Raw genomic sequence first — 12208 nt, forward strand, 5'->3', positions numbered from 1 at the left:
TGTCTGGGCTCCAGCAGTTGTCACTGAGGTCCCGCCCAGGATGTTGAACACCGTGCTGCCTGCGGCATCGGTGGTCAGGCTGGCCAGCGCGCGGTTGCCTCCCACATTGTCAGCTCCACCATTGCCAAACTGGGTCGCTCCACCCGTGTTCACCGTCAATGAGCGCACTGCTGCAGCCAGCGCATCCGTGTCCACCGTCGAATTGAAGCTGATGTTCCCCGCTGTGCTGCTCGACAGCACCGTGTCCATCATCAGGGTCACCGCGTCGTTGTATGTCTGGGTCGTGCTGGTGGTCACTGAAGTGCCGCCCAGGATGTTGAACACCGTGCTGCCTCCGGCATCGGTGGTCAGGCTCAGCAGAGCGCGGGTTGCGCCCACGTTATCAGCTCCGCCATTGCCAAACTGGGTCGCTCCTCCGGTGTTCACTGTCAGCGAACGGAATGCCAGGGCTGCTGCATCCGTGTCCACTGTCGAGTTAAAGCTGATGTTCCCAGCCGTGGTGCTCGCCAGCGCCGTGTCCAGCATCAGTGCCACCGAATCATTGTAAGTCTGTGCACCACTCGTTGTGATAGAAGTGCCGCCCAGGATGTTGAATACCGTGCTGCCGGCTGCATCCGTGGTCAGGCTCAGCAGAGCGCGGGTTGCGCCCACGTTGTCTGCTCCGCCATTGCCAAATCCGGTTATTCCGCCGGTGTTCACTGTCAGCGAGCGGAATGCCAGGGCCGCTGCATCCGTGTCCACTGTCGAGTTGAAGCTGATGTTCCCAGACGTGGTGCTGGCCAGCACCGTGTCGAGCATCAGTGTCACAGCGTCATTGTAAGTCTGGGTGGTGCTGGTTGTCACTGAAGTGCCGCCCAGGATGTTAAACACCGTGCTGCCGGCTGCATCCGTGGTCAGGCTTGCCAGAGCGCGGGTTGCACCCACGTTGTCTGCGCCGCCATTGCCAAACTGTGTGGTCCCGCCGGTGTTTACTGTCAGCGCGCGGAATGCCAGGGCCGCTGCATCGGTATCCACTGTCGAGTTGAAGCTGACGTTTCCAGACGTGGTGCTGGCCAGCACCGTGTCGAGCATCAGTGTCACAGCGTCATTGTAAGTCTGGGTGGTGCTGGTCGTCACTGAAGTGCCACCCAGGATGTTGAACACCGTGCTGCCGGCTGCATCCGTGGTCAGGCTTGCCAGAGCGCGGGTTGCTCCCACGTTGTCGGCTCCGCCATTACCGAACTGGGTCGCTCCGCCGGTGTTCACCGTCAGCGAGCGAAGCGCCAAGGCCGCTGCGTTAGTATCCACCGTTGAGTTGAAACTGATGTTACCGGCTGTGGTGCTGGTCAGCACTGCATCCAGCATCAATGTCACCGCACCACCATAAGTCTGGGTGGAAGCGGATGTGATGGCACTTGTGTTGATCAGGGTGGTTCCGGTGACCTGTAACGTGCCCAGGCCGGTGACGGTGTCCGCTGCCTCATTGCCAAAAACGGCATTGCCGGTGACCAGGAGGTTGTTGTTTCCACCAACAACCGTACCTTCGGTGGTGATGGTGCTGCCCGCCAGTTCAGAATTGCCAGCCAGCGTCAGAGTGCCTTTATAAAGCTGCGTGCCAGCGGTGGTGAAAAGACCGTTCACATTGATGGCTTTTTCGGAAGTGAAGTTATCCACGCCGGTGATGCCGCCTGCCAGGGTGAAGGCGGTGCTGAAGTCGAGGGTCAGGTCGTTGGTGCCGCCTGTCAGGCCGGAGGCAAGGGTGAGGGTGGTGCCGGTGAGGGTGGAATCGCCCGTCAGAGTAACGGCCGCATTGTAGGTCTGGGAGCCGGTGGTGGTGAAGGAACCGTTGATGTTGATGGCCTTCTGGGAGATGAAGTTCTGCACGCCAGTGATGCTGCCGGGAAGCGTGAATGCGGTGCTGAAATCCAACGTCAGATTGTTGCCGCCGCCTGTCAGGCCGGAGGCCAGAGTCAGAGAGGTGCCAGTGAGGGTGGAGTTGCCCGTCAGCGTGGCTGCGGCGTTGTAGGTTTGGGAGCCGGTAGTTGTAAAAGCGCCATTGATGTTGATGGCCTTCTGGGAGATGAAATTCTGCACTCCAGTGATGTTGCCGGGCAGGGTAAAGGCGGTGCTGAAATCCAACGTCAGATTGTTGCCGCCGCCTGTCAGGCCGGAGGCCAGAGTCAGAGAGGTGCCAGTCAGGGTGGAGTTGCCCGTCAGGGTGGCTGCGGCGTTGTAGGTCTGGGAGCCGGTGGTGGTAAAAGCGCCATTGATGTTGATGGCCTTCTGGGAGATGAAATTCTGCACGCCGGTGATGTTGCCGGGAAGCGTGAAAGCAGTGCTGAAATCCAAAGTCAGGTTGTTGCCGCCGCCCACCAGGCCGGAAGCCAGGGTCAGGGAGGTGCCCGTCAGGGTGGAATTGCCCGTCAGGGTGGCTGCGGCGTTGTAGGTCTGGGAGCCGGTGGTGGTGAAGGCGCCGTTGATGTTGATGGCTTTTTCGGAAGTGAAGTTATCCACACCAGTGATGCCGCCGGCCAGGGTGAAGGCGGTACTGAAATCGAGGGTCAGGTCGTTGGAGCCGCCGGCCAGGCCGGAGGCCAGGGTGAGGGTGGTGCCGGTGAGGACCGTATCGCCAGCCAAGGTGACTGCTGAATTGTAGGTTTGGGTGCCGGTCGTGGTCACGGAACCTGCATTGAGGGAGATGCCGCTGCCGCCCGTGGCATTGAGGGAGGCGAGGTTGAGGGCACCGCCGAGAGTGAGGTTGGTGCCAGCGTTAAGAGTGAGCGCAGACCCTGCCACTTTGGCAACGGTGGACAGGATGATGGAGGCATCATCGGACTGAAGCGTGTAGGTGGCCGGGACCGTGCCGCCAAACTGGGCCGCTGCGGCGATATTGGCATCGGCAATGGCTGCATCCTGGCGGTGGGTAAAGGAGACGGGTGCTGCCGCACCGGCGGTATTCCGGAAAGCGGGATTGTTGGTCACTAGATTGGCGACTGCTGCGGTACCGCCGCCTGCGCCGTTGCCAGCCCGATAGCTCTGAGTATTCGCCTGCACAGTCACGCCAGCTCCAAAGGAGAGGTCGCCTGTGCCATCGGTGCCGGAATGAACAGAGAGGGAGGAAGCAGTCAGGTTGTTGTTGATGCCGATATTACCGGTGGCGGCCAGGGACATGCTGCCCAGGGTGGTCAAATCAGCGGTGGTGGCCAGAGAACCTCCGCCATTGGTGATGCTGATGCCGCCATTGGCCGTCATGGCACCCACTGAGAGAGCTGCAACATTGTCCACCAGAGTGAAACTACCAGCGCCCAGGTTGATGGTTCCGAGGCCGGCGATGTTGTTGTTGACACTGTTTAGGGTGACCGATCCGTTATCGGTCGTCACATTCAAAGTGAGAGTTTCAATGCGGCCATTGGCACCTGCGCTTTGGGAGATGGTTGCTGCGGCGTTTAAAACGGTCAGCGTCGTGCTTCCGATGCCTGTCAGGATGCCCTGGGTGGCATTCACCAGCCCGACGGTGAAGCCGGAGGAATTGGTGAATGAAAGGCTGTCATTGGCAAAGCCAGCAAAAGTGGCGATGGTGTTGACGTCAGCAACCGCAAGGCCAGTGGGGTTGAGGAAGACACTTCCTGAACTGGACTGGCCACGCAAAGAATCAGCGGTGATGCCAGCTCCGGTATTGGCCTGGGTGACGCCCAGTGAACCAATCAAAGCTACCTGCGCCCCGCCTGCATTGATCTGGTTATTTACCTGAACCGTGCCAGAGGAATTCAGCGTAATATTTGAATTAGTAGCCGTGATGCCGCCTGTGACCGTGACATTGCCACCGAAGTTATTGATCGCCACATTGCCCGCAGAAATGATCGGGCCTACATTCATTCCACCGGGGCGTGTCTGCCCAAAACCCAACCCGCCGCTGCCCACCCCTGCACCGCCCGTCTGAAGGGCCCCGATGTTGTGGGCTACTGTTTGAATGCTGACACCGCCTGTGGCCCCGGTTGCAACCGTGAGGGAGTCGGTGGTAATGGCACCTCCCGTGGCGGTAATGCCGCCATTGCCGGACGTCAGGGAAATATTGTTATATGTTACAGGGGCATTAATCGTCACCGCTCCCCCGGCATTGACGATAAGCCCACCGGTCAAGGTGTTGGTGATGGCAGCGTCAGCGATGAAGTCTCCGGCCGCATTGAAGGTCAGGGAGTTGGCCGAGTTCAAATCCGGGCTGGCATCGGTGACGGTGATGTTGCCTGGATCTGCCCCCAGTGCAGAAGTAGTGACAACCAAAACCCCAAGTCCCAACTGAGTTTGAATGTGGGCCCAGCTCACGTTGTTGACTCCATCATGAGCGGCATTGCTGATGGTCATGTTCGTGGGATCCAGCAGGAGCGTGCCAGCCTGCCCGGCTGGGGCGCGCAGGTCCGCCAAGCCGCGATAAAGCAGGTTGCTTTTCCCGGAGACTTCAGCAAAGCCGCCATTGCCGCCAGCCACGCCGCCGCGTGCAGAGATGTCGCCGTGGTAAACGGTATCCTGGTCTGCCCAGACGATGACTTTGCCGCCGTTGCCTTTTTCAGTGGCATCGGCCTTGATGGAGGCTCCGGCTTCAACGGTTGTGGTGTCTGCTGTGGGGACGGTGCCCTGACCCTGGTAATCCCCGCCAACGAGGACGGTGCCGCCGCCGAGAGCGCCGCTGGCGTCCAGCTTGGAGCCGGAGGCGATTTTGACGTCTTTGCCAGTGACCTGGATGTCCCCGCCCTTGGTGCCTTTGCTGGCGGTGAGGCTACCGCTGTTGGTCACCTTGCCGCCGCCGGCGCTGAGGAAGATCTTGCCGCCTTTCATGACAGCGCCTGTGGCCTTGACGGTGCCGGAGTTGTTCACGGCGAGGGCGTAGATATTGCCACCATTGGCCTTCAGCTCGGCCTGGACGGCTTCGATGTTGCCGGAGTTATCCACGCCAGTGCCGCCGACATTGCCTGCGCTGGCGGGCTTGACCTGGATGCGCTCTTCACCGGTGCGGACGAGGGTGATCTCCTGCCCGGCAGCCAGGCCGACGTCACCATTGGGAGCGATGATCTCGCCCTTATTGTCCACATGCCGTGCAAACAGCATGACGTCACCTTCGGAGGCATTCACCTTACCGAGGTTCTGGACGGCAGCTCCGGAATTACCGGAGAAGTTGACGCTTTCGGAAAGGCCGTTGGCGTAGTTCAGGAACTCACCGTTGGAGACATCCAGCGTGGAGGCGAGGAAGCTGCCGGTCTGAATGATGCCGGTGTTGCCGATCAGGGTGCCATTGGGGTTGATGAGCCAGATGGTGCCATTGGCTTTCAGGGTGCCCTCGATCATTGAGGGAGTGATGCCGGTGACCCGGTTCAGGGCGGCCCCGCCGGCCGGCTGATTGAAAATGGTGCTTTCCCCCAGGGCGATGGAGAAGGACGACCAGTTGATGATGGCCGCCTTGCTGGCCTGGTTAATGATCATCTGGTTCCCGTTAATAATAGGGGGCGCGACCACACCTGCCTGCAAATTGAAACCCGTCGGATTGGCAAACGCGTAGGGACCCGGGATAAGGCTGATGGCAGCCGTGAAGAGCATGAGGGTGTCGCGGAAAAGACGATTCATAGCAGCTTTCTGGAGTTAAATTAATCCTTTAACCTTAGCGGGCTGAGCGTGGCGAGCCGTGCATGGTTTGTCTAGGCCAAAATGTTCAAAAAAAGTCAGCTGTTTTTTAATGCTTTCATCCTCAACGAAAAACTATATGTCAGAAAGTTGATTCAGTGGATGAAATGGTGTTTTTCTATAATTATGATATCTGCCGGGTTCTTTTTCTGAAGAACGTAGTCCTGCAAGAAGTCATGTCTTTTCATTTTCCACGAAAATATCAGGGCTACCGACGTATTTATTTAACTCATATTTATCGTTTATTCATAAGAAGAAAATTCCCAAGCGCAGTGCGGAGAGAGGGGGGGGAAGACACACGCGCGGCTGGATTTAGTGCGGTATCCGAGCAGAAGGAGCTCATGGAGGTGCATGGCCTTTCCATGCACCGCATCAACCGGAATCGGCGATGGATCTCACCACCGGCGGCAAATCCGGTCTCATTCAGCCAGATGACAGCAGGTCCAGCCTTCATCCATGTGCGGATTCCGGGCTTTAATGGAGAAGACAGAGGAATTCAGGCTTTTTTGCGCCGGATCCCGGCATCTTCTTTTGAAGAACCTGCTAGCACATCGCGGGGTGTGTGCTCAGCGAGGAGATTGGACGTGCTGACTTCGACCAGGCTTTCCCTTCCCAGAAAATCCATCAGGATTTTCACACGCTCCTGGCCGTCCTGGATGCTGTTGACGATGCCTTTGAGCCCGCGCATAGGCCCGTCGGTCAGTTCCACCGTATCGCCTACGTTCACGCCCACGTGGACAACTTTGACATCCTGGCCTTCCATCTCCTCGCGCAGCAGGCGGATGATGTCATCGGAAACGGAGACCATTTGCTCCCCGAAATCCACAATGCGGATAACGTTTTGAGAGTGGCGGACCGCACGGACCGAAAGGGCGGGGACAAAGCGCGCAAACATGTATCCCGGGAAGAGCGCCTCCATGAACCAGACCTTGCCGCGCCGGGTGTTCTTTTGGAAACGGATGCGCGGGCAGTAGGTCTCCACCTCCGGCAGGGTCTGCATCACGGCGGCGGCCAGGTGCTCACACTTGGGCCTGGTGTGGATGACATACCAGGCGGGTTGATCGGAGAACATGTTCACGTTCACGCAAGGTGCAGGGTGCGGGCCAGAATGAAAGCGCCTGCCTGATGGTCATGACTTTTTCTTTTTGGCTGCGGGTGCAGGGGCGGCGGCCTTCTTTTTGCCAAAGCCGAGGCGGTGGTACCATTTTTTGGCGGCCTCGGGAGGGGCCTCGACAGGTTCCTCCTTGCGGCTGGCACCCCGGGCACGGCGCGGGCGCTCTTCCCGAGGTTCGTCATTCTTGGAGGGACGGGGTTTTCCCTGGCGGGAGCGTGGATTTTCCTGGCCACGGTCCTGGTCGGCGACTTTGGCGGCTTTTTTTGGGGTGGATCTGCCACGGCGGGGTTCTTCCTGGCGATGCTCGGGCATGGGTTCAGGCTGGCGATCTGTATCCCGGCGGCTGCGGCCACGGTCTGATGAGCTTCTAGAGGAGGTGCGGCCACGGCCGGGCTCGGCCGGGCGGGAGCGGTCGCCGCTACGGGGGCGGTCGGAGCGGCTTTCCTCACTGCGTGAGCGCTCGGGACGGGCGGTGGCGGTGCCATCGGTGACGAGCTGGAAGTCCACCATCTTTTTAAAGCGGTCCAGCTTGTAGATCTGCACGGTGACTTTGTCGCCAAGCTTGATGACGCGGCGGCTGTGGCGGCCGATGAGGTGGTTGCGGGTGGGTTCGAGGATGAAAAAATCATCCTTGATGGAGGACAGCGGCACGACGCCGCTCATGCCCAGGTCGGGCACGTCCACAAAGAAGCCGAAGTTACGCGTATCGGTGACGAGTGCGGGGTAGGGCGTCGGTTCACCGGAGGTGAGCTGCGCTTCCAGGTAGGCATACAGCTTCACTTCCTTGCTGTCGCGCTCGGCATCGGCGGAGTTCTTTTCAGTCTCCGTGATGTGCTCGGCGATCTGTTTCATCACCGGGATGGGGGCCTCCACTTTGTCAAACAACACGCGATGCACGACGAGGTCGGCGTAACGGCGGATGGGGGAGGTGAAGTGGGTGTATTTGGTTTTGGCCAGGCCGTAATGGCCCAGCGGCTCCACGGCATAACGGGCGCGCATGAGCGAGCGGAGGAAGCCGATTTTCAGCGCCTGGCCGATGGGCAGGGTGCCGAGCTTGGCGAGGAGCTTTTGGACTTCTGGGCGGTGGGTGAGGTCGCCACACTGGATGCGGTGGCTGAGGACGTCCTCGCGGTAGTCCTGGAGCTTTTTGTCCTTCGGCGCTTCGTGGATGCGGTAAACCGCCGGGCGGTTGCGCTTCATGAGGTCGGCAGCCACGGCTTCGTTGGCCAGCAGCATGTATTCTTCGATGAGCTGGTGTGATTCGTCGTTCTCGATGCGCTCTATGCGAAGGACTTTCCCCTGGGCATCTAGGCGGATTTTGTTTTCCGGGAAGTCGAGGTCGAGCGAGCCGTTGTCGAACCGGGCCTTGCGGATGCGCTGGGCCATGTCGTGGGCATCGTGCAGCATGGATTCGATGTCGCCCACGGGCCGGCGCTGGATGACGGCATACGCTTCTTTATAGGTGAAGCGCTTTTTGGAGCGGATCACGGCGGAGTAAAACTTCGTGGAGATGACCTCGCCGGTTTTCGACAGGAGAAACTCAGCACATTTGGTTAGACGGTCCACGTCCGGCTTCAGGGAGCACAGCTCATTGCTGAGCGCCTCAGGCAGCATGGGGATGACGCGGTCCACCAGGTAGGTGGAGTTGCCACGCTTTTTTGCCTCGACATCCAGGGGGCTGCCAGGGCGGACATAATGGGAAACATCCGCGATGTGAACCCACACCTTCCATTTGTCCCCTGGGACGGACTGAATGCAGATGGCATCATCAAAGTCGCGTGCATCATCCGGGTCAATGGTGATGACGTTGTGGCTGCGGCAGTCCACACGCCCTTCGCATTCCTCTTCCGCGGGCTGGTTGTCCGGCCGGGATTTGGCGATGGTGTTGGCCTCAGCCAGCACTTCTTTGGGAAAGTGCAGCGGCAGGGCGTAGTGACGCAGCACGGAGAGCATGTCCACGCCTTCGGCATCGGGTGCGCCGAGGACTTCCACCACTTCGCCTTCGGGCGGAGTATGGCGGTTTTCCCAGGCGGTGATTTCCACCACCACTTTGTCGCCGGGATTCGCCGGGCGGCCGACATCCTTCGGCTCCGGCACATAAATGTTGTGCGGGATGCGCGGATCATCCGGGATGACGTAGAGGAGTTTTTTGCTCGTCTGCAGCGTGCCGACGAACTGCTTGCGCTTGCGCTCCAAAACGCGCACGACGGAGCCCGCATTGGTCTCCGGCACGCCTTTGCGCAGGCCGGTGGGTTTGACCTCCCGGCGCACCAAGACACGGTCGCCATGCAGGGCGGTGGAGGTGGCGCTTTCGGCGATGCTGAGCTCGCCGATGCCGGACTCGTCCGGCTGTACGAAACCGCGGCCGCCGCGGGTGATCTGGATGACGCCGGGGATGAGATCGGCCTCGCGGGACTGGATGTAGCGGTTGCCCTTGGTGCGTACGATGACGCCTTTTTGTACCAGATCTGCCAGGACCTCTTGCAGCTCCTGCTGCTGGCCGCGTTTGAGCCGCAGGTGGCTGATGAGCTCAGGAACATTCGAAGGCGTGTAGTCCGCCTGCCCGAGCAGTTTGAGAATTTTCGATTCCATAGAAAGAAAGCTGCACAGAATCCGCCCGAAATGTCACCCTTGTTTTTGTGGATGACGCACGTCCAGAGCGGAAAACTCTGCGTTATTAATAATGTGTGTTACGTTTGATGATCGCATGAATCGCCGAGGTTTCCATTTCCAGCTTCAGGGTGTGCGCGGCTTCCGGGCCGTGCTGACCGTGGTCTTGATGGGGGCTGTCGCCCTCGGGGTCCTTGCATTGTTTTTGTTTGTCGGCCTTGCCGTAGCAATGGTTGGCCTGGGTCTGTCTGCCTGCGCGGCGCTTTATTTTGCCGTACGTCGCAAGCTCACAGGCAGCACCTATCGCTCATCTCCCCTGCAAGATCAAGCCCATCGTGAAAATCCCCCCGCTGACGTCAAGGTCATTGAGGTGGATGCGGTGAAGGTGGAGAGGGAGTGAGGAGGCCTCACAAGGCTGGAAAACTCGCCAGGTTCATCACTCTCCACTCTGCTTCAGTGCAGCCAGCTTGTGTTTGATCACCTCAATCACGATGGGCAGCACGGAGACAAAGATGATGAGCACGAAAACCAGCTTCAGGTTGTTTTTGATGAAGGGAATGCTGCCGAGGAAATAGCCAGCCAGGGTGAAGCTGATGACCCAGATGAAACCGCCACCGAGGCTGTAGCCCAGGAACCGCGTGTAATGCATCTGCCCGAATCCTGCGGTGAAGGGGGCAAAGGTGCGCACGATGGGGACGAAGCGGGCGAGGATGATGGCCTTGCCGCCGTGCTTCACAAAGAACGACTCGGTCTTGGACAGATAGTCCCGTTTGAACCACCTCTGCGTCACCATCCATGACCCAGCCTTGCGGCCGATCCAGTAGTTCAGATTGTCCCCGATAATGGCTGCAACGATCAGCAACGGGATAATGTACTCCAGCCGCACAAAGCCCTGGACGGAAAGCGCCCCCACCGCGAACAGCAGCGAATCTCCGGGCAAAAAGGGCGTCACCACCAGACCCGTCTCACAAAACACGATGGCAAACAGCAGCACGTAAATGAGCGTGCCGTAGTTTTGCGCAAACGTGAGCAGATGCTTGTCCACATGCAGGATGAGATCGAGAAAGTCGCCAATCATGAGGCGCAGACTTTCCAGCCCTCAGCGCCATGGGGCAAACGAAATGTCAGGCAGATACGATGGCGGGGTAGGATGGCCGTACTGCCGAGCCTGCCGCTGGGCCTTCACAGATTTCCCAGGCCGGTCAGATCTTCGAATTGGGATTCAGCAAAACGAGCAGATCTTCGGAAATCCACCGGCCATGCTTTTGAAAGCCCTGGGGAATGTGCTCAATGAACTGAAATCCGGCTTTTTCGAGCACCCGGCGGCTGCCCAGGTTCCAGTCGGCGTGGAGTGCCCGGATCCGGGTGGCCCCGAGGCGGTCAAAGGCGAAACGGGTCAGGGCAATGACGGCCTCCGTCATGTATCCATGGCGCTGATGGTCCGGGTGCATCCAGAAGCCCAGGTTCCATGTGCCCGCCTCCACCCATCGCAGGCTGATGCGCCCCAGGCGGATGGAGCCGTCGCGGGTTTCAATGGTGAAGGCACATCCCGTGCCTGCCTCCCATTCAGCCTGGTTTTTTGCCTGGACGGCCCGCAAGACATCTTCCGTCTCCGGCGCATCCCACGGCATGCCATCGCAGAAACCGGGATGATGCGTGGAGGAGAAGGCAAAAGGAATGTCCGCCTCGGTGATCCTGCGCAGGCGGCAGCGCGGTGTTTCGATGACAGTGGCGGAGGGGAGCATTTGGGGGAGGTGCTACCGATATCGGGATGAGCAGGCGTCTGTAAAAGCGGCAAACGACATCATCTTGAATAGTTGCTCGAAAGGTAGTCCAGATGCGCCAGCAGTTGGACCGCCAAAAGGAAGCCATTGGCGGCCAGAAGGATAAAACTGCCAAGAGGGTTGGCATGACCGCTCACCAAGCCGCGATAGCCGATGAGACCCAGAAGGGTAACAACGCCTGCCATCAAACACTGGGTCACAGGGTGGGTGTAGGTGCTTGATGAAACGTCAATTAACCACCAGCCCATGACCACCCACTGCAACAGTGCCAGAAATTTCGCGCACCTGGCGAACACCGAGTTCCAGGGATCATGCCGGGAGGGCCAAAGCCAGCGGTGTCTGGGAAGGGGTGGCATGGGTTATCGCACTGCGCGAATCAACGTCTGTATGCCGCTGAAAATGCCTCAGAGGAAAATTCTTTGACGGCTTCCTGCTTGGCTTCATCAATGGATTGCCTCATGACTTTGGTGAACTCTTCATTGAGGCCTAGCCAGAGTACATTGGTCTCAGTACCGTTGACTTTCCTCTGCCAGGCAACCGCTCCCGAAGGCTTGCGAAGGGTGAGCTCGACACCGACGTTATGCCAGGTCGTGGTGAACAGATCCATCCAGAATTCATACACATCTCCCTCCAGCACAGGCATGCCTGCACTGGCAGTCCCCTGGCCTTCGATTATGGGCTGGTAACCGGATGCCCGAAGAGCATCGGCCACGGCCTCGGTCATGAAACCTGAGACGCCTTCACTGTTTCTGATTGCCAAAGTCCCCAGCACCATGCCAAAGCCATTGCGCTTGTTGCCGATCGTCACCTTGCTGTCCACTTTGCGGGAGTCTGTGAACTGTTTCACATAGATGGTGCCGCGCTGCTGAGCGGAGCCTTGAAGCGGGGTATGAACAGCTTTGATTTTGGTGGTCCCAAGAGCGCACTGGGAAAGGGAAATTGTGGTGGTGGCCAGCAAGAGGAGACGGATTATTTTAAGCATGGGCAGGAAGATTCTACAGAACAGCAAGAGTGGCAATATTAATTCACATTCTTCAGTGAAGGCTGT

8 protein-coding genes are annotated in these 12208 nt (G+C 59.0%); 1 reads left to right on the forward strand and 7 read right to left on the reverse strand.

From position 1 onward, the window contains the following. The 3 genes from WJU23_RS21675 to rnr all read right to left on the reverse strand — a co-directional run. Positions 1-5595 (reverse strand): filamentous hemagglutinin N-terminal domain-containing protein (locus WJU23_RS21675; RefSeq protein ID WP_346334725.1); only part of this gene is annotated, 5595 nt, incomplete at its 3' end. Between the two features lie 553 nt (positions 5596-6148). Continuing rightward, positions 6149-6724 (reverse strand): transcription termination/antitermination NusG family protein, encoded by a 576-nt coding sequence (locus WJU23_RS21680; RefSeq protein WP_346334726.1) that lies wholly within the window; start codon positions 6722-6724, stop codon positions 6149-6151. A 57-nt stretch (positions 6725-6781) separates the two neighbouring features. Beyond that, the gene (rnr, locus tag WJU23_RS21685) at positions 6782-9358 is read right to left on the reverse strand and encodes a ribonuclease R (RefSeq protein ID WP_346334727.1); all 2577 of its coding nucleotides are present in this window, start codon (positions 9356-9358) and stop codon (positions 6782-6784) included. 115 nt (positions 9359-9473) lie between these two features. On the opposite strand from rnr, the gene WJU23_RS21690 reads away from it, so the two are divergent. Then, entirely contained in the window at positions 9474-9776 is a 303-nt protein-coding gene (locus tag WJU23_RS21690) for a hypothetical protein (RefSeq protein WP_346334728.1), read from the forward strand. Between the two features lie 36 nt (positions 9777-9812). Here the strand turns inward: WJU23_RS21690 and WJU23_RS21695 are convergent, their stop codons facing one another. The 4 genes from WJU23_RS21695 to WJU23_RS21710 all read right to left on the reverse strand — a co-directional run bounded on the left by WJU23_RS21695 (position 9813) and on the right by WJU23_RS21710 (position 12118). Beyond that, positions 9813-10454, reverse strand: a complete 642-nt coding sequence (locus WJU23_RS21695) for a DedA family protein (RefSeq protein ID WP_346334729.1) — start codon at positions 10452-10454, stop codon at positions 9813-9815. A 124-nt stretch (positions 10455-10578) separates the two neighbouring features. After that, a complete protein-coding gene (locus WJU23_RS21700; protein WP_346334730.1) occupies positions 10579-11121 on the reverse strand; it encodes a GNAT family N-acetyltransferase in 543 nt (180 codons plus the stop codon). Between the two features lie 59 nt (positions 11122-11180). Further along, entirely contained in the window at positions 11181-11516 is a 336-nt protein-coding gene (locus WJU23_RS21705; RefSeq protein ID WP_346334731.1) for a hypothetical protein, read from the reverse strand. 20 nt (positions 11517-11536) lie between these two features. Then, a complete protein-coding gene (locus WJU23_RS21710) occupies positions 11537-12118 on the reverse strand; it encodes a hypothetical protein (protein ID WP_346334732.1) in 582 nt (193 codons plus the stop codon). Positions 12119-12208 lie beyond the last annotated feature (90 nt).

Source organism: Prosthecobacter sp. SYSU 5D2, from assembly GCF_039655865.1.
Lineage (GTDB): Bacteria > Verrucomicrobiota > Verrucomicrobiia > Verrucomicrobiales > Verrucomicrobiaceae > Prosthecobacter.

Excerpts from the sequence above, each read along its gene's own strand:
- WJU23_RS21680 (WP_346334726.1), bottom strand. The coding sequence starts at position 6,724 with ATGTTCTCCGATCAACCCGCCTGGTATGTCATCCACACCAGGCCCAAG.
- rnr (WP_346334727.1), bottom strand. The coding sequence starts at position 9,358 with ATGGAATCGAAAATTCTCAAACTGCTCGGGCAGGCGGACTACACGCCT.
- WJU23_RS21690 (WP_346334728.1), top strand. The coding sequence starts at position 9,474 with ATGAATCGCCGAGGTTTCCATTTCCAGCTTCAGGGTGTGCGCGGCTTC.
- WJU23_RS21695 (WP_346334729.1), bottom strand. The coding sequence starts at position 10,454 with ATGATTGGCGACTTTCTCGATCTCATCCTGCATGTGGACAAGCATCTG.
- WJU23_RS21700 (WP_346334730.1), bottom strand. The coding sequence starts at position 11,121 with ATGCTCCCCTCCGCCACTGTCATCGAAACACCGCGCTGCCGCCTGCGC.
- WJU23_RS21705 (WP_346334731.1), bottom strand. The coding sequence starts at position 11,516 with ATGCCACCCCTTCCCAGACACCGCTGGCTTTGGCCCTCCCGGCATGAT.